Origin of the sequence: Brevibacterium metallidurans, assembly GCF_037101285.1 — a bacterium.
GTDB classification, from domain to species: domain Bacteria; phylum Actinomycetota; class Actinomycetes; order Actinomycetales; family Brevibacteriaceae; genus Brevibacterium; species Brevibacterium metallidurans.
Genome location: NZ_BAAAAF010000002.1, coordinates 414,062 through 430,396, shown reverse-complemented (window position 1 = coordinate 430,396; position 16,335 = coordinate 414,062). Strand labels below are relative to the sequence as shown.

The window sequence follows — 16,335 nt, the reverse complement described above, 5'->3', positions numbered from 1 at the left end:
AGGCTACCCATGACAGAAGCTCCCATGCGCCGTGACAACCGCCGCAACGTGGCCATCGTTGCGCACGTCGACCACGGCAAGACCACCCTGGTCGACGCCATGCTCCGGCAGACCGGTGTGTTCAACGAGCACGGTGACTTCGCCGATCGCGTGATGGACTCCGGCGACCTCGAGCGGGAGAAGGGGATCACGATCCTCGCGAAGAACACCTCGGTGCTCTACAACGGACCCTCCGCCGGCGACGAACCGATCGTCATCAACGTCATCGACACCCCGGGCCACGCCGACTTCGGCGGCGAGGTCGAACGCGGACTGTCCATGGTCGACGGCGTCGTCCTCCTCGTCGACGCCTCCGAGGGACCGCTGCCGCAGACGCGCTTCGTCCTCCGCAAGGCACTCGCCGCGAAGCTGCCCGTCATCCTCGTCATCAACAAGACCGACCGCGCCGATGCGCGCATCGACGGCGTCGTCGAGGACTCGCAGGACCTGCTCCTCGGCCTCGCCTCCGACCTCGCCGATGAGGTGCCCGACCTCGACGTCGACTCCGTCCTCGACGTCCCCGTCGTCTTCGCCGCTGCGAAGGTCGGTGCGGCCTCGCTCGACCAGCCCGCCGACGGCGAGGCACCGGACAACCCGGACCTCGAGCCGCTGTTCAAGACGATCATCGAGACCATCCCGGCCCCGGAGATCAACGCCGACGGCATCCTCCAGGCGCATGTGACGAACCTCGACGCCTCGCCGTTCCTCGGCCGTCTCGCCCTCCTGCGCATCTTCGGCGGCACGCTGAAGAAGGGCCAGCAGGTCGCATGGGCGCGCGGTGATTCGATCAGCTCGGTCAAGATCACCGAGCTCCTCGAGACGCAGGGCCTCGACCGGGTGCCCGCCACGGAGGCCTCGGCCGGTGACATCGTCGCCGTTGCCGGCATCCCCGACATCATGATCGGCGACACCCTCACCGACATCGACAACCCGAAGCCGATGCCGGCCATCGTCATCGACGATCCCGCGATCTCGATGACCATCGGCATCAACACCTCGCCGCTGGCCGGCCGCGAGAAGGGCACGAAGGTCACGGCCCGCATGGTCAAGGACCGTCTCGACCAGGAGCTGGTCGGCAACGTCTCGCTCAAGGTCCTGCCGACCGAGCGTCCCGACGCGTGGGAGGTCCAGGGCCGCGGCGAGCTCGCCCTGGCCATCCTCGTCGAGCAGATGCGCCGTGAGGGCTTCGAGCTCACCGTCGGCAAGCCGCAGGTCGTCACGAAGCAGGTCGACGGCCAGGTCCACGAGCCCTTCGAGGATCTGACGATCGACGTGCCGGAGGACTACCTCGGCGCCGTCACTCAGCTCATGGCCAGCCGCAAGGGCGTCATGTCGACGATGACGAACCACGGCACCGGCTGGGTGCGCATGGAGTTCACCGTCCCCGCCCGCGGTCTCATCGGCTTCCGTACGCGGTTCCTCACCGAGACCCGCGGCACGGGCATCGCGAACTCGATCTCCGCAGGCTACGGTCCGTGGGCAGGCTACATCGAGTTCCGGACCAACGGTTCGCTCGTCGCCGACCGCGCCGGTGCCGTCACCCCGTACGCGATGATCAACCTCCAGGAGCGCGGATCGTTCTTCGTCGAACCCACCTCGGAGGTCTATGAGGGCCAGATCGTCGGAGAGAACTCCCGTGCCGACGACATGGACGTCAACATCACGAAGGAGAAGAAGCTGACGAACATGCGTTCGGCCTCGGCGGACTCCTTCGAGAACCTCGTGCCCCCGCGCAAGCTCACCCTCGAGGAGAGCCTCGAGTTCGCCCGTGAGGACGAATGCGTCGAGGTCACCCCCGGTGCCGTGCGCATCCGCAAGGTCGAGCTCGACCAGAAGGAACGTGCGAAGATCTACGCGAAGCTGCGCCGCCAGAACGCATGATCACGCCGCGCATCCTCTTCGTCCACGCTCATCCCGACGATGAGACGATCGCCACGGGAGGCACGATCGCAGCCCTGGTCGCCGACGGCGACCAGGTCACTGTGCTGACCGCCACCCGTGGTGAGGGCGGAGAGGTCATCCCGCCCGAGATGAAGGCCCTCGAAGGCGACCGGGCGGGACTCGCCCAGGTCCGGGAGTCCGAGATCGACGCCGCCATGCGCGCCCTGGGCGTCACCGATCACCGGTTCCTCGGCACCCGCCGGGGTGGGGCGGCGACCCTGCCCGAACGCCGGTTCGAGGACTCCGGGATGGCCTGGGGTCCCGACGGCCATGCCGTGCCCGCCCCGTCGATGCCCGCCGCCGCGCTGTGCGCCGCCGAGGTGTCTGAGGTCGCCGACTACATCGCCGCCGTCATCGACGAGGTGCGTCCGCACGCCGTCATCACGTACTCCGCGAACGGCGGCTACGGTCACCCCGACCACGTCCGCGTCCATGACGCGACGGTCGCAGCCGTCGAGGCAGCGCGCTGGCGGACCGGGCGGCTGCTCTTCGTCGAGGTCCCCGCCGAGGTGGCCCGGGATTCCTTCGATCCCCGCCGGCCCGGCTTCGCGGAGACCGGTTTCACGGCCGCACAGACGATTCCGACGAAGACCCCGGTCGGTGAGATCGTCGTCGCCCAGAACGTCGCAGGCGTCCGCGAGGCGCGACGGGCGGCCCTGGCCGCCCACCGCACGCAGGTGAGCGTGAGCGGGGACTTCATGGCCCTGTCGAACGGCATCGGCACGCGGCCCGCCGACCACGAGTACTTCTCCATCGGCGCCGGCGCCCCGATCCCCGCAGAGACTCTGAGTGCGGGACTTGCCCCGCATGTGCTGGCCGGCCTCGACATCGAGGCGATCGAGGACGCCAACGCGGGATCCCAGCGGCGTCGTCGCGAACCGAAGAAGCCCGGCGTCTTCGCCTTCCTCCACGCCGGGGTCCTCGGACTCCTCATCGGCGTCCTCGGGGGATTCCAGCACCTCAACGTCACGGTGCTCCGCCTCGGCGAGACCCCGGTCATCGTGCCCTGGGGTCTTGCTCTGAGCCTCGTGCTCGCCCTCGTCGGGTTCTGGCACCTCAAGACGCTCTACCGTTCGACCGGTCCGATGCTCGTCGCGGCGATCATCGTCGCGGTCGTCTCCTACATCCTCGGTCAGCCGAAATGGCTGCCCGGCGCCGACGTCGTCGTCACCGGCACCCTGCGCTCCGTCGTCTGGCTGCTCGGGCCGATGGTCATCGCCGCAGTCCTCGCCTTCGTGCCCGTGCGGGCACGCGAGCGCGCACCCGCCTAGGACGACACCTGTCCGCACTCATCGTGCTGGAGAAGACTTCCCGTATAAGACTCAGACCCCCTCGATAGACTTGGAAGAATGATGCCCACCCAGACCCTCGCAGGCGGCGCGCCTGACCCCTCGGCCGGTCGCCCGGCCGACACCTCGGCAGGCAAACGTCGGCGACCCTGGCTCATCGCCCTCTTCGTCCTTCTCGGACTCGCGCTCGTCTACCTCGCGCTCGGTTTCTTCAGTGGTCGGATCGTCGCTCCCGGCACGACCGTGGCCGGTGTCGACATCGGGTCGAAGAGCGCCGCGGACGCGGAGACGACCCTGCAGGACGCGCTCGGAGACAAGGCGAAGCAGGACATCGAACTCGAAGCCGCAGACGCCACGGCGACGCTCAACCCGGAGAAGGCGGGCCTGCGCCTCGACGTCGAGGGCACCGTCGCCCGTGTCACCGGGTTCACGCTCAACCCCGTCATCCTCTACGACCGGCTCTTCGGCGACAGCACCGTCGACCCCGTCCTCGCCGTCGACGATGCCGCTTTCGACAAGAGCGCCGAGGCGGCCGCGAAGGGACTGCAGGTCGAGCCGGTCAACGCCGAACTCACGTATGACAAGACGACCCCGCAGGTCAAGGACGGTACGACCGGACAGACCGTGAGCGTGGAGAACATCCGCTCGGCCGTGGCCGCACAGTGGCTGGTCAAGGACAACCCGCTGCCCGTCGTCGTCGAGGAGGTCGAGCCGGACATCACGACCGCCGAAGCGAAGGACGTCGCCGAGGGCTTCGCCGCCGATGCCGTCAAGGGAGACGTCACGGTCAAGGCCGTTCCCGGCAAGGACGCCGACTCCGCCGTCAAGGGCGGAGACCTGACGATCTCGCCGAAGACCATCGCGAAGACCCTGAGCTTCGAGGCCAAGGACTCGGCTCTCGTGCCGACGTTCGATGCGAAGGAGCTGCAGAAGCGCGCGCTCGCGGAGAACAAGGAGATCGGCCGTCCCGCGAAGGACGCGACGTTCACCATCAAGGACGGCAAGCCGCAGGTCGTCGCCTCGGAGCCGGGCATCGGCATCAAGGCCGACGACCTCTCCACGGCCGTGACCGATGCGATCAACGGGGACACGGCGAAGGCCGAGGTGACACTCGCCTCCGTCGACCCCGAATTCACCACCGAGGATGCGAAGAAGGTCGACGTCTCCCAGACCGTCTCGGAGTTCTCCACCCCGTACTCGTCGTCTCCCAACCGCGACAACAACCTCCGGGTGGCCTCGAAGAAGGTCTCAGGCACCGTGCTCCAGCCCGGTGAGCAGTTCTCCCTCAATGAGACGCTCGGACCCCGGACCGCCGGCAACGGCTACAAGCCCGCCGGCGTGATCTCCGAAGGACAGATGAAGGAGGACTTCGGCGGCGGCGTCTCCCAGGTCTCGACCACCCTGTTCAATGCGGCGTTCTTCGCCGGCTTCGACCTCGACGAGCACCGTGCGCATTCGCGCTACATCTCCCGTTACCCCGAGGGCCGGGAGACGACGCTCGACTACACCTCGATCGACCTGAAGTTCACGAACAATCAGAAGACCCCGGTCGTCCTCGACATGTACCTCTCCGGAGGGAAGGTCTACGCGAAGGTCTACGGCGTGAAGTACTACGACGTCAAGGCCAGCGCTTCGGGTCGGTACGCGTTCACCTCGCCGGCGACGGTGACCGAATCCGGGCCCTCGTGCAGCGCCCAGTCTCCCCGTGAGGGATGGTCGATCAAGATCACCCGCACGATGAAGGAGATCGCCACGGGCCGCGAGACGAAGGACTCCTTCGTCACGACCTATCGCCCGGTCAACAAGGTCGAGTGCAAGTAGGCTCTGCTCGATTCAGTCCTGCCGGGTGTACCAGCTGCGGCGGCGCACGGTAGACCTGAGGCGAGCCGGGCGACTAGCTCAGCCCTGTCGGGCGTACCAGCTGCGGTGGCGCACGCCTGCCCCGAGCGCGGTGAAGAGCCCGAGCGAGGCCGCGTTGTCCGCTTCGATGTCGACGAGGTAGGAGCGGACTCCGCGCTGGGCGAGCAGAGCCGCGGCCGCACGCACGACGGAGCGGCCTGCGCCGCGCCGACGCAGGTCGGGGCGGGTGACGAGATTGGTGAGCACACCCCACTTGCTGCGTTCGACGACGCGGCAGGTCGCTACCATCGTCCGACTCCCATCGGGGCGCGTCGCCCAGGCCGTGACGAACTGGCACGGGGAGTCGGCTTCGACGAGCTCCCGGAACGCCTCGGGTGAACCGAGCTCGCGTTCGCTCGACCACGCCGCATAGTGGAGCTCACTCGGCGTTTCCGTGACGTCGATGCTCAGGCCGGGGGCGGCCGCCTCGGCGGGGGAGTGCGCACCGGCGGCCGCCTCGGCGGTGGCACCGGTGAGGAGGAGCACCGTGGTCGACGGTGCGTACCCGCGTTCTGCCAGGAGGGGACCGAGCCCCTCGCACTCGGGGGCGAGCGTCGTGGAGTCGTCGGCGGAGAAGATCTGGACGACCGACGGCTGCTGCCGGGCGGCATACCAGGCTTCGACGGCATCGAGCGTCTCGGCCCAGCCGAGGCCGGAGGCGGTCACGGGCAGGGCGCTGCCGGCGCGCCTGGTCGCCGATTCGGAGCTGCGCAGCAGCCAGCCCTTCTGCAGGAGCCCGACCTCGGCGGAGTCGTCGGATTCGTTGCGCAGGTTCTCGGCGTGGAGCCAGGAGACGTCGCGGGGCAGCCACGCGGCTGCGGAGATGCGGCGCAGATCGACGGCGGAGACGATCTCATGGGTGCGGCCCGTCCGCGTCGGTGCGGGCGGAACCTCGTGGACCAAGAGGATGCGGTCACGGGCGATGCGCACGGGCCCGCGCTTCGTGCCGATGACCACGGATGACTCGTCGGCGCTCTCGACGACGCCGAGGGCGTCGGAGGTCGAATGGGCGTCGCCGGGGGCCAGCGCGTAGCGCACGACCACCCGTCTGCCTGGTGCGAGCTCGTCCACTGTGCCCCTTCCGCGGCTCGGCCATCTCTTCCCAGACCACCCTAGGCCAGGTGCCGCCTCTCATGCGTCAGGCGTGACGGAGGCCACGACAATGCAATGAGGATCACGTCACCCCGGGCGAGACTGGGGACACCGTCAAGGCGTATGGTTGAGGTCAGAGATCAGCGCAGCCTCCCGAGGAGCACAACCCGTGACGTACATCATCGCCCAGCCCTGCGTCGACGTGAAGGACAAGGCCTGCATCGACGAATGTCCGGTCGACTGCATCTACGAAGGCGAACGCAGCCTCTACATCCACCCTGACGAATGCGTCGACTGCGGTGCCTGCGAACCGGTCTGCCCGGTCGAGGCGATCTACTACGAGGACGACGTCCCCGAGGAATGGTCGGAGTACTACAAGGCCAACGTCGAGTTCTTCGACGACATCGGCTCACCCGGCGGTGCCGCGAAGCTCGGCAACACCGGCAAGGACCACCCGATCATCTCCGTCCTGCCGCCGCAGAACGGCTGAGCCGGTGGCGGCCGACCTCGGACTTCACCTGCCCGACTACCCGTGGGACAAGCTCGCCGAGTTCCGCGCCCGTGCCGCCGAGCACCCGGGCGGGGTCTGCGACCTCTCGATCGGCACTCCCGTCGATCCCACCCCGCAGGTCATCCAGGACGCCCTGGCCGCCGCCGGTGACGCCCACGGCTATCCGACGACGGCCGGCACCGATGAGCTCCGTGCCGCGATAGCCGGCTGGTACCGGACCTGGCATTCGGTGAGCGTCGACCCATCCGCCGAGGTGCTGCCCACCATCGGGTCGAAGGAGTTCGTCGCCTGGCTGCCCACCCTGCTCGGTCTCCGGCAGGCCGGCCTGTCCGTCGCCTGCCCCCACGCGGCCTACCCGACGTACGAGATGGGGGCGACGATCGCCGGGGTCGAGTGCGTGCGCCTCGACGCCGAGGAGATCGTCGCCGGCGCCTCGCTCGAGGGTATCGGCCTGCTCTGGCTCAACACCCCCGGCAATCCGACCGGTGCGGTCCTCGATGCCGACACCCTCGCCGAGGTGGTCCGTCTCGCCCGAGCAGCCGGTGTCGTCGTCGCCTCCGACGAATGCTACGGACTTCTCAACTGGGTCTCCGACGAGGCTGCCCCGAGCATCCTCTCCGTCACCGAGGGCGATCATGCGGGTGTGCTCAGCGTCTACTCGATGTCGAAGCAGTCGAACCTCGCCGGGTATCGGGCGGCGTTCGTCGCCGGCGATGCCGCGCTCATCGACGACCTCACCCGCACGCGCAAGCACGCCGGCATGATCGTGCCCGCTCCGATCCAGGCGGCGATGATCGCGGGGCTCACCGACACAGCGCACGTGCTCGAGCAGAAGGAGCGCTACCGGCTGCGCCGGAACCGTCTGCGTCCGGCGCTCGAGAGCTGCGGATTCCGCATCGACCATTCGGATGCCGGGCTCTACCTCTGGGCGACCGCGGGTGTCGACTGCTGGGAGTCGATCGGCGCTCTCGCCGATCTCGGCATCATCGCCGGACCCGGAGCCTTCTACGGAGAGGCTGCCGCGCAGCATGTCCGCGTCGCGCTGACCGCGACCGATGAGCGGATCGCCGCGGCAGCCGACCGACTGCTCGCCTGAGTCGCGGATTCCGTCGTCACGGCGGGCCGCCTCGGCGCGCGAACCTTGTTACTGACCAGTACGATCAGGGCGCAGTGATTTTTCGATTCCCCCACCAGTGGGTAGTCTTTGAGGGAACTGTGCAAGACACCTCAAGAAGTTCTTGAGGTGGGTCGACGGTGAGGAGAACACATGCCGAACGAAGCGAATCTCAGGATCGCCGATACGGAGCTGGCACTGCCGGAAGTGCCGGCGACTGAGGGCAACGACGGATATCGCATCGGCTCCCTGCTCAAGGAGACCGGAGCCGTGACCTACGATCCAGGATTCGCCAACACCGCGTCCACCTCGTCGGCCATCACCTACATCGACGGTGACGCCGGGGTGCTGCAGTATCGGGGATATCCGATCGAGCAGCTGGCAGAGAAGTCGAACTTCGTCGAAGTCTGCTACCTCCTCATCCACGGTGAGCTGCCCACTCAGGAGCACTACGATGCCTTCGATGCGCGTCTGCGCAAGCACACGATCGTCCACGAGGATCTGCGTCGGTTCTTCCGTGCGTTCCCCTACGATGCGCACCCGATGCCCATGGTGGCAGCTGCGGTCGCGGCTTTGTCGACTTTCTACCAAGATGACCTCGATGTCTTTGACGAGAATCAGATCGAGACCTCGTCGTTCCGCCTGCTCGCGAAGATGCCGACGATCGCGGCGCTTGCGCACCGGAAGAACATGGGACTGCCGGTCATCCACCCGGACAACTCGCTCAGCCTCGTGGAGAACTTCCTCCGCGTGAACTTCGGCGTGCCCTCCGAGCCCTACGAGCCGGACCCGCTGGCGGTCAAGGCCATGGATCAGCTCTTCATCCTCCACGCCGACCATGAGCAGAACTGCTCGACGGCGACCGTGCGCCTCGTCGGATCCTCGCAGGCGAACCTCTTCCAGTCGATCTCCGCCGGCGTCAACGCCCTCGCGGGACCGCTGCACGGCGGAGCGAACTCGGCCGTCCTCGAGATGCTCCAGACGATCTCGGCCTCCGACGACGGGCCGAAGAAGTTCATGGAGCGGGTGAAGAACAAGGAAGAGGGCGTGCGCCTCATGGGCTTCGGCCACCGGGTGTACAAGAACTACGATCCGCGCGCGAAGATCATCAAGAAGACCGCCGACGAGGTCCTCGCCCGCTCCGGCGGCGACCCGCTGCTCGAACTCGCCGTCCAGCTCGAGGAGATCGCGCTGGCCGATGACTACTTCGTCGAGCGCAAGCTCTACCCGAACGTCGACTTCTACACGGGTCTGATCTACAAGGCCCTCGGATTCCCGACGAACATGTTCACGGTCCTCTTCTCCGTCGGTCGCCTCCCGGGCTGGATCGCCCAGTGGCGCGAGATGATCAAGGATCCCGAGACGAAGATCGGCCGTCCGCGCCAGGTCTACACCGGCGCTGTCACCCGCAACTACGAGGACATCAGCGAGCGCTGAGTCGCGCGTCGTCCTCTCTCGGCAACCCTCCGGGCGCTGAGCAACCCTGCGCAGGGTGGCTGAGCGCCCGGAGGGTTGCTGGCGTCTGCAGGGGCTGCGGTGACGTCCGCCTCATGGCACCCTCAGTCGCATCTCCTACCCGTGGAAGGGTAGGAAGAGCCGCTCAAGGTGTGATGAGGGGGAAGGCCCCGCCGAGACAGTCGCGCGTAGTGCGCTCGGCGTCGTTCCAGCCATCCGCGCATCGTCCAGACAATGCGAAGGGCGCATCCGCCGGTGACGCCACCGGCGAATGCGCCCTTGGGGTTGCTGAGGATGCTCGAGCCGCCTCAGCCGAGCGGCGTCAACCGAGCCGCCTCAGCCAAGCAGATTCAGCCTCAGCCGCGACCTCAGTGCAGGTCGGGATTGAGCTCGATGCCCTTCGCCGAGCGGGCGAGAGCCTCGACGGCTCCCGTGACCGAATTGCGGCGGAAGAGGATGTTGTTCGCGCCGCTGAGCTCCGAGGCCTTGACGACCCGCTCGTCCTCGCCGAGCACGGTGACCCGGGTGCCCGCGGTGAGGTAGAGACCCGCCTCGACGATGCAGTCATCGCCGATCGAGATCCCCACACCCGAGTTCGCGCCGAGCAGGCTGCCCGAGCCGATCGAGATGCGGTGCGTGCCGCCGCCGGAGAGCGTGCCCATGATCGAGGCCCCGCCGCCGACGTCCGAGCCGTCGCCGACGACGACGCCCTGCGAGATCCGTCCTTCGACCATCGCCGAACCGAGGGTGCCGGCGTTGAAGTTGACGAAGCCCTCATGCATGACGGTCGTACCGGCGGCCAGGTGCGCACCGAGGCGGACCCGGTCGGCATCGCCGATGCGCACGCCCGACGGGATGACGAAGTCGGTCATCCGCGGGAACTTGTCGAGGCCGAAGACTGCGACGGGTCCGCGGGCGAGCAGCTTCGCGCGGGTGGACTCGAAGTTCTCGGGCGAGCACGCGCCCGCAGAGGTCCACACGACGTTGGCGATGTGGCCGAAGATGCCGTCGAGGTTGACGTCATTGGGGACGACGAGCCGGTGGGAGAGCGCATGGAGGCGGAGGTAGACATCGGCCGCCGAGGCGGGGGCCTCGTCGAGGTCGATCGTCGTCGTCACCACGGTCGTCGTCGTCCCGCGGGCGGGGTCGGAGCCGGTGAGCGCATCGAGTCCGTCGTCGGCGGCCAGAGCGGTCGCGGCCGCCTCGGCGTCAGCGGGATCGTCACCCGTGCTCAGGGTCGGGTACCAGACGGAGAGGACGGTCTTCTCATGCAGCGTGGCGAGTCCACGCGCGGAAACGATGCGTTGTGTCATGCCTGCAAGCCTAGTCGGTGACCGCGGTACTAGGCTAAGCCGTATGACTGCTCATCCACCTGCTGAGACCGCCGCGGACTTCTCTCCCGACGACGACCTCGGCGCGTATCTGCTCGCCGCGATCGACGATCCCGCCGAGCTCACCGGTCGCCTCTGCGCGATCGAATCCGTCTCCGGCAACGAGGGGACGATCGCCGACGCCGTCGTCACCGTGCTCGAGGCGATCAGCGCAGGCGACGGCCCAGACCTCGAGATCCTCCGCGACGGGGACACGATCGTCGCGCGCACCCGGCTCGGCCGCGAGGAGCGCATCGTCATCGCCGGCCACCTCGACACCGTCCCCGTCGAAGGCAACCTGCCGCCGCGCCGGATGGTGCTTGAGACCGGGGAGGCCGCCGGCGACGAGGTCATCTGGGGTCGGGGCGCGTGCGATATGAAGGCGGGCGTGGCGATGGCGCTCACGGCCGCCTCGGCGCTGCGTGATCCCATCCGCGACGTCAGCTGGGTCTTCTACGACCATGAGGAGGTCGACGCCGCACTCAACGGGCTCGGCCGGGTCTCCCGCAACCACCCCGACTGGCTTGCCGGTGACTTCGCGATCCTCGGGGAGCCCTCGAACGCAAGCGTCGAAGGCGGCTGCAACGGCACGATCCGCGTCGACGTGACGACCTCGGGCACCCGAGCGCATTCGGCGCGCGCCTTCATGGGGGTCAACGCGATCCATGCCGCCGCCGAGGTGCTCACCCGCCTCTCGGACCATGTCGCCGAGACCGTCACCGTCGACGGCCTCGACTACCGGGAGTCGCTGTCGGCCGTGGGCATCAGCGGGGGAGTCGCCGGCAACGTCGTCCCCGACGAATGCCGCATCTCCGTCAACTACCGCTTCGCCCCGTCGAAGTCGGCCGCCGAGGCCGAAGGCTTCCTCCGCGAGCTCTTCACCGGCTACGACGTCGTCGTCACCGACTCCGCCGAAGGGGCCCGGCCGGGCCTCGACCGTCCCATCGCGCAGGATTTCCTCACCGCTCTCGGCGCCGAACCCGCCGCGAAGCTCGGGTGGACCGACGTCTCCCGATTCAGCGCCCTCGGCGTGCCGGCGGTGAATTTCGGCCCGGGCAACCCGCTGTACGCCCACAAGTCAGACGAACATGTCAGGGTCCGGGAAGTGGAATCGGCGACCCGGGCGCTGCTGAGCTACCTCGAGAAGGGGTGAGGGCGATGCCAGGCGAACACACCGAGGCGACCGTGAGCACCGAGGCGACTGAGCGAACCGAGGCATCCGTGAGCACCGAGGAGAGTGAGATCGACGTGGCCGCAGACCAGAACGGCGCAGACCAGCATCCCGCAGACCAGCACCCCGCCGACCCGCGTCCGGCGCCGCCGGGCACCGCCGAGCAGGGCGAGGACGCACAGTTCTACAGCAAGGGTCCACTGCGGCTGCGCGGCTCCCAGGTGCCGGCGACGACGACGGACCAGAACCTGCTCGAGTCCCGGGGGTCGTCGAACTGGGTGCACGAGGACCCGTGGCGGGTCATGCGCATCCAGGCCGAGTTCGTCGAGGGCTTCGGCTCCCTGGCCGAAGTCGGACCGGCCGTGTCGATCTTCGGTTCGGCCCGCCTCGGCGCCGGCACTCAGGCATACGCGGACGCCCGGGAGATCGCCCGTCGGCTTGCGGAGAACGGCAACGCGATCATCACCGGCGGGGGACCGGGCATCATGGAGGCCGGCAACCTCGGCGCCACCGAGGCCGGGGGCGTCTCGATCGGACTCGGCATCGAGCTGCCCTTCGAATCCGGGCTCAACGACCATGTCGAACTCGGCGTGAACTTCCGCTACTTCTTCGTCCGCAAGACGATGTTCCTCAAGTACTCGCGCGGCTTCGTCGTCATGCCCGGCGGCTTCGGCACCCTCGACGAGCTCTTCGAGGCCTTCACGATGGTCCAGACCGGCAAGGTCACCTCGTTCCCCATCGTCCTCTTCGGCACCCGCTACTGGCAGGGACTCGTCGACTGGATGGCGAGCACGCTCATCGAGGCGGGCACGATCAGCCCCGGCGATCTCGACCTCTTCACCCTCACCGACGACATCGACGAGGTCGTCGCCACGATCGGCCCCGCCGGGACGCTCCCGCACGCTCCCGCCGTCGGCCGGGGCCCCGAACAGTGACGGGTCGCATGCTGTGAGGGACGGCGTCGACGCGCGCCCGACCCCCTTCTCGCTCACCGATGCGCGGGCGGGAGCACCGGCGATCATGGCCGTGGTCAACAGGTCGACCGATTCGTTCTACGAATCCGCAGCGACCCTCGACGCCGCCCTGCATGCGGTCGATGCCGCCGCCGAGGCGGGTGCCCGGATCGTCGACATCGGCGGAGTCCGAGCGGGGCGGGGGCGGGAGATCCCCGTGACCGAGGAGATCGACCGCGTCGTGCCCGTCGTCGAGGCCGTCGCGCGCAGCCGGCCTGAGCTCCTCATCAGCGTCGACACCTGGCGCCACGAGGTCGCCGAGGCGGTCTGCGGTGCCGGTGCGGGACTGCTCAACGACACATGGGCGGGGACGGATCCGCTCGTCGCCGAGGTCGCCGCGCGTTTCGACGTCGGCCTCGTGTGCTCGCACACCGGGGGACTGTCCCCGCGCACCGACGCCCATCGCAGCCGCTACGGCCTGGTCGGCTCCGACGTCGTCGACGAGACGCTGGCCGGAGTCCTCGAACTCGCCGAGGCGGCGCGGACGGCCGGGGTCGACCCCGCCCGCATCGTCATCGACCCCACCCCGGACTTCGGCAAGAACACCTACCATTCGCTGCGACTGCTGCGCGACCTCGAACGCTTCCGCGACACGGGCTTCCCCGTCCTCCTCGCGATCTCTCGGAAGGACTTCGTCGGCGAGGCGATCGGCGAGGTGGGTCCGGCCGACCGACTCCACGGGACGATCGCGGCGACCGCCCTGGCCGTGGCCAAAGGAGCGGCGATCATCCGCGCCCACGACGTCCGCGCGACCGCCGACGCCCTGGCCGTCACCCTCGCGATCACCGGAGACGGGCCCGCCCGGCACACGGTCCGCGGCCTCCGCTGAGTCCCCAGACTCGTGTGAAAAGATGGTCCTATGCCATTGTGGATAGTCCTCGGGGTCGCCGCGGCGATCTTCGTCCTCATCATCGTCCTCGCCGCGTCCTTCGACCTCTTCTCCTCCGATGCCGCCGAGGAGACCGACACCGTCTCAGCGCCGCTGCCGGAGGGCTTCACGCTCGCCGACGTCGATTCGCTGAGCTTCCGTCCGGCCCTGCGCGGGTACCGCATGGATGAGGTCGACCACGCGATCGAGCGACTGCGGGAACGGATCAGCGAACTCGAAGCCGCCCAGCCGTAAGCGATGAGCAGAGCCCCAGACCTCCCCGGCATCACCGTCCTTCCCGAACTCTTCAGCACCTCCCGCCTGCACCGTTTGGGCGTTCTCTTCCTCACCCTGCCGATGTGGGTGCAGGCACTCGCCGTCTACCTCGCCTCCCGGATCGTGAGCATCGCGATCTTCGCCGCGGTGCTGCGTCGGCAGGAGGTCGCCGTGTGGTCGTCGTCCCCCGTGGAGACGACGCTCGGGGACTTCCTCAACTTCTGGGACTCCGCGTGGTACGCCCGTGTCGCGAAGGAGGGCTACCCCACGGTCCTGCCCATCGACGAGGCGGGCCGGGTCGCGCAGAACCAGTGGGCGTTCTACCCCCTGCACCCGGCGATCACCGGGGAGATCGCGCGCCTGACGGGGGTCAGCTACGAGGTCGTCTCACCGCTCGTGTCCACCGTGGCCGCGGGCCTGGCCGCGATCGTCATCCTCGCCCTCTTCCGCAAGTTCGTGCCCCCCGGCCAGGCGGTGACCGCGCTGACCTTCGTCATGGTCTTCCCGCCGGCGGCCGTGTTCTCCACCGGCTACGCCGAATCGCTCACCCTGCTCCTCCAGGCGCTGGCCCTCTACCTCATCGTCGAGCGCCGGTACCTCACGGCCCTGCCGGTCGTCGTCCTCATGGACCTCTCCCGGCCCATCGGGGTGGCGTTCTCCTTCTTCATGCTCTTCGTCCTCATCGACCGCTTCCTCCGCCGCCGCACGGATCCGTATCCGCCCGCCGAGGTGGTCCGGTCGTGGACGCTCGGCGTCCTCTCGTGCGCTGCCGCCCTCATCCATCCCGTCCATGCGTGGCTGTCGACGGGGTCGATGACGGCCTACACCGAGACCGAGGCGGCCTGGCACACGGGGAAGTCGACCTACGTCGTCCAGTGGCTGGCCCAGGCCAACAGCCTCGTCGGTCCCTTCGGACCGCTTCTGCTCATCGGCGTCGTCGCCGGGATGCTCGCCCTCATCTTCTCCCCGGCCGGTGCCCGGATGGGCCGGACCCTGCAGCTCTTCTGCCTCGCCTACGGCATCTACCTGCTCATCTTCTTCACCCCGCAGACCTCGACGCTGCGGCTGCTGCTGCCGCTCTTCCCGTTGGCACTCACCCTCTCCGTCATCCGCTCCCGCGGGTATCGGGTCGCGGTGATCACGGCGTTCGTGCTCCTGCAGATCGTCTGGGTCGGCTACCTGTGGCACTTCACCCCGCCGGCGGACCTGCCGCCGTGACGGGCGCGTTTTTGACGCCGGTGTCCCCGCTGACCACAGGTTCGTGGAATAATCGGATGAGTACAGTCGGTGCGTCCTGGATGAACCGGCCCTGTTCAATCGATGGAAGGAAGCGCCCACATGGCAGCTCAGAAACCCCGCACCGGCGACGGACCTCTGGAAGTGACCAAGGAAGGCCGAGGCATGGTGATGCGGCTTCCTGTCGAGGGTGGCGGGCGACTTGTGATCGAACTCAGCGCCGATGAGGCGACGGCTCTCCACGATACTCTGGCGGAGACCCTGGGCATCTGAGCACGAGTCGGACAGACGGCAGCAGAGACGAAGTCTCTGCTGCTTCGTCATTCACGGCCCGATCCTGGGCAGCTTGCCGGAGTGGCCCGGTCCTGTGCCGTCCGCCGTTGAGCTGAATGCTGTCGTCAGCTCCAGGTCTTCTGCAGGGTGAGCAGGCCTTCGCCGATGGGCAGGAGGACACGTTCGAGTCTCTCCTGCTCGCCGAGGCGGCTGAGCAGTGACCGCGCCGCCTGCGTGCGCGCCGATCGGTCGACGGGGTCGGCGACGGCGCCGGAGAGCAGCGTCTGATGGATGACGAGGAGACCGTGCGTGTCGAGCAGACGCAGCGCCGGTTCGATCATCCTCTCCAGTCCCGTCGGATCGATGTCGAGGACGACGAGGTCGTAGGCGCCGGGCGCGAGTCGTCCGAGCACTTCTTCTCCACGTCCGCTCATCAGCCGCAGCCGTCCCGGGCGGATGCCGGCCAGGTCGATGAGGTCACGGGCGGCACCCTGGACGGTCGAGTTCGTGTCGATCGAAGTGAGTATCCCGGCGTTCGGCATGCCCCGCAGCAGGGCGAGGGTCGCGGTGCCCGTGCCCGTGCCGACTTCGACGGCGGCGACGGGCCGGAGCAGGCGGGCCATGAGCGTGAGCGCGGACGAGGTCGTCTGGGAGACGGGAGTGAGCCCGTAGTCGTGGGAGAGGGTGCGGGCGGCGTCGAGGAGCGCATCGGGTCCGTTGTACTGCTCCGAGAATGTGACATCTCCGGCGTGCTCGCGTGACAAACGCCCCTCGCTTTCCCTGTTGCT

General features: G+C 68.3%; 15 protein-coding genes. 12 read left to right on the top strand and 3 right to left on the bottom strand.

Annotated features, from left to right (window positions below):
• The first annotated feature begins 9 nt into the window (after window positions 1–9).
• The 3 genes from typA (at window position 10) to AACX88_RS04625 (ending at window position 5,090) form a co-directional block, all read left to right on the top strand.
• Window positions 10–1,920 carry a translational GTPase TypA gene (gene typA, locus AACX88_RS04635; protein ID WP_339391929.1) on the top strand — a complete coding sequence of 637 codons (1,911 nt, stop codon included), beginning with the start codon at window positions 10–12 and terminating at the stop codon, window positions 1,918–1,920.
• Window positions 1,917–3,251, top strand: coding sequence for a PIG-L family deacetylase (locus tag AACX88_RS04630; RefSeq protein ID WP_339391928.1), 1,335 nt, complete (start codon window positions 1,917–1,919; stop codon window positions 3,249–3,251). The genes typA and AACX88_RS04630 overlap by 4 nt, the downstream gene beginning before the upstream one ends.
• Before the next feature lie 78 nt (window positions 3,252–3,329).
• Complete coding sequence (locus AACX88_RS04625; protein WP_339391927.1) at window positions 3,330–5,090, top strand: VanW family protein; 1,761 nt, start codon at window positions 3,330–3,332, stop codon at window positions 5,088–5,090.
• A gap of 78 nt (window positions 5,091–5,168) precedes the next feature.
• Here the strand turns inward: AACX88_RS04625 and AACX88_RS04620 are convergent, their stop codons facing one another.
• Window positions 5,169–6,239 carry a GNAT family N-acetyltransferase gene (locus AACX88_RS04620; RefSeq protein ID WP_339391926.1) on the bottom strand — a complete coding sequence of 357 codons (1,071 nt, stop codon included), beginning with the start codon at window positions 6,237–6,239 and terminating at the stop codon, window positions 5,169–5,171.
• Window positions 6,240–6,429: 190 nt separating this feature from the next.
• On the opposite strand from AACX88_RS04620, the gene fdxA reads away from it, so the two are divergent.
• The 3 genes from fdxA (at window position 6,430) to AACX88_RS04605 (ending at window position 9,322) form a co-directional block, all read left to right on the top strand.
• Window positions 6,430–6,750: a ferredoxin gene (gene fdxA / locus AACX88_RS04615; protein WP_339391925.1), complete on the top strand. Its 321-nt coding sequence runs from the start codon at window positions 6,430–6,432 to the stop codon at window positions 6,748–6,750.
• 4 nt (window positions 6,751–6,754) lie between these two features.
• A complete protein-coding gene (gene dapC, locus AACX88_RS04610) occupies window positions 6,755–7,867 on the top strand; it encodes a succinyldiaminopimelate transaminase (RefSeq protein ID WP_339391924.1) in 1,113 nt (370 codons plus the stop codon).
• A gap of 171 nt (window positions 7,868–8,038) precedes the next feature.
• Window positions 8,039–9,322 (top strand): citrate synthase, encoded by a 1,284-nt coding sequence (locus AACX88_RS04605; RefSeq protein WP_339391923.1) that lies wholly within the window; start codon window positions 8,039–8,041, stop codon window positions 9,320–9,322.
• Between the two features lie 386 nt (window positions 9,323–9,708).
• Here the strand turns inward: AACX88_RS04605 and dapD are convergent, their stop codons facing one another.
• A complete protein-coding gene (gene dapD / locus AACX88_RS04600; protein ID WP_339391921.1) occupies window positions 9,709–10,653 on the bottom strand; it encodes a 2,3,4,5-tetrahydropyridine-2,6-dicarboxylate N-succinyltransferase in 945 nt (314 codons plus the stop codon).
• A 43-nt stretch (window positions 10,654–10,696) separates the two neighbouring features.
• On the opposite strand from dapD, the gene dapE reads away from it, so the two are divergent.
• The 6 genes from dapE to AACX88_RS04570 all read left to right on the top strand — a co-directional run bounded on the left by dapE (window position 10,697) and on the right by AACX88_RS04570 (window position 15,547).
• Complete coding sequence (gene dapE, locus AACX88_RS04595; RefSeq protein ID WP_339391920.1) at window positions 10,697–11,863, top strand: succinyl-diaminopimelate desuccinylase; 1,167 nt, start codon at window positions 10,697–10,699, stop codon at window positions 11,861–11,863.
• A 5-nt stretch (window positions 11,864–11,868) separates the two neighbouring features.
• Window positions 11,869–12,816: an LOG family protein gene (locus AACX88_RS04590; RefSeq protein ID WP_339391919.1), complete on the top strand. Its 948-nt coding sequence runs from the start codon at window positions 11,869–11,871 to the stop codon at window positions 12,814–12,816.
• A gap of 13 nt (window positions 12,817–12,829) precedes the next feature.
• Window positions 12,830–13,723, top strand: coding sequence for a dihydropteroate synthase (folP, locus tag AACX88_RS04585; RefSeq protein WP_339391918.1), 894 nt, complete (start codon window positions 12,830–12,832; stop codon window positions 13,721–13,723).
• A 30-nt stretch (window positions 13,724–13,753) separates the two neighbouring features.
• Window positions 13,754–14,017: a DivIVA domain-containing protein gene (locus AACX88_RS04580; protein WP_339391917.1), complete on the top strand. Its 264-nt coding sequence runs from the start codon at window positions 13,754–13,756 to the stop codon at window positions 14,015–14,017.
• A gap of 3 nt (window positions 14,018–14,020) precedes the next feature.
• Window positions 14,021–15,256 carry a hypothetical protein gene (locus tag AACX88_RS04575; protein WP_339391916.1) on the top strand — a complete coding sequence of 412 codons (1,236 nt, stop codon included), beginning with the start codon at window positions 14,021–14,023 and terminating at the stop codon, window positions 15,254–15,256.
• A 120-nt stretch (window positions 15,257–15,376) separates the two neighbouring features.
• On the top strand, window positions 15,377–15,547 hold the full coding sequence (locus AACX88_RS04570) for a DUF3117 domain-containing protein (protein WP_009375197.1): 171 nt from the start codon (window positions 15,377–15,379) through the stop codon (window positions 15,545–15,547).
• A 125-nt stretch (window positions 15,548–15,672) separates the two neighbouring features.
• Here the strand turns inward: AACX88_RS04570 and AACX88_RS04565 are convergent, their stop codons facing one another.
• Window positions 15,673–16,311, bottom strand: a complete 639-nt coding sequence (locus AACX88_RS04565; protein ID WP_339391915.1) for an O-methyltransferase — start codon at window positions 16,309–16,311, stop codon at window positions 15,673–15,675.
• Between the last annotated feature and the right edge of the window lie 24 nt (window positions 16,312–16,335).

What these genes read in the sequence shown, in the direction of transcription:
- AACX88_RS04570 (WP_009375197.1), top strand. Translation starts at nt 15,377, where the DNA reads ATGGCAGCTCAGAAACCCCGCACCGGCGACGGACCTCTGGAAGTGACC.
- AACX88_RS04580 (WP_339391917.1), top strand. Translation starts at nt 13,754, where the DNA reads ATGCCATTGTGGATAGTCCTCGGGGTCGCCGCGGCGATCTTCGTCCTC.
- AACX88_RS04630 (WP_339391928.1), top strand. Translation starts at nt 1,917, where the DNA reads ATGATCACGCCGCGCATCCTCTTCGTCCACGCTCATCCCGACGATGAG.
- dapD (WP_339391921.1), bottom strand. Translation starts at nt 10,653, where the DNA reads ATGACACAACGCATCGTTTCCGCGCGTGGACTCGCCACGCTGCATGAG.
- typA (WP_339391929.1), top strand. Translation starts at nt 10, where the DNA reads ATGACAGAAGCTCCCATGCGCCGTGACAACCGCCGCAACGTGGCCATC.
- AACX88_RS04575 (WP_339391916.1), top strand. Translation starts at nt 14,021, where the DNA reads ATGAGCAGAGCCCCAGACCTCCCCGGCATCACCGTCCTTCCCGAACTC.
- dapE (WP_339391920.1), top strand. Translation starts at nt 10,697, where the DNA reads ATGACTGCTCATCCACCTGCTGAGACCGCCGCGGACTTCTCTCCCGAC.
- AACX88_RS04605 (WP_339391923.1), top strand. Translation starts at nt 8,039, where the DNA reads ATGCCGAACGAAGCGAATCTCAGGATCGCCGATACGGAGCTGGCACTG.
- AACX88_RS04590 (WP_339391919.1), top strand. Translation starts at nt 11,869, where the DNA reads ATGCCAGGCGAACACACCGAGGCGACCGTGAGCACCGAGGCGACTGAG.
- AACX88_RS04625 (WP_339391927.1), top strand. Translation starts at nt 3,330, where the DNA reads ATGATGCCCACCCAGACCCTCGCAGGCGGCGCGCCTGACCCCTCGGCC.